1 protein-coding gene is annotated in these 247 nt (G+C 68.8%); it reads right to left on the reverse strand.

What is annotated here, in order from left to right:
- Positions 1 to 232: ABC transporter permease subunit (locus tag ACPYOG_RS20220; RefSeq protein WP_481295875.1), on the reverse strand; the 232-nt coding region annotated here is incomplete at its 3' end.
- Positions 233 to 247: the final 15 nt, after the last annotated feature.

Genomic DNA, 247 nt, shown 5'->3' on the forward strand with positions numbered 1-247 from the left:
GCACCATCAGGCGGAGGGCCTGCGGGAGGATGATCCACCGCATGGCGGACGCCCCGGACATCCCGAGCGCCTCCGTCGCCTCGCTCTGCCCGATCGGGACGGAGTCGAGGCCGGCGTGGATGATCTCCGAGATGTAGGCGCTCTCGTTGATGATCAGTCCGACGATCGCCGCCTGCACCGCGGCCTCGACGAGCAGGCCCGCCAGGTCGACATCCTCGAAACGGAACAACACGGCGGCAGCGAACCC

It is taken from the genome of Leifsonia sp. HAY1-4F (genome assembly GCF_056755275.1).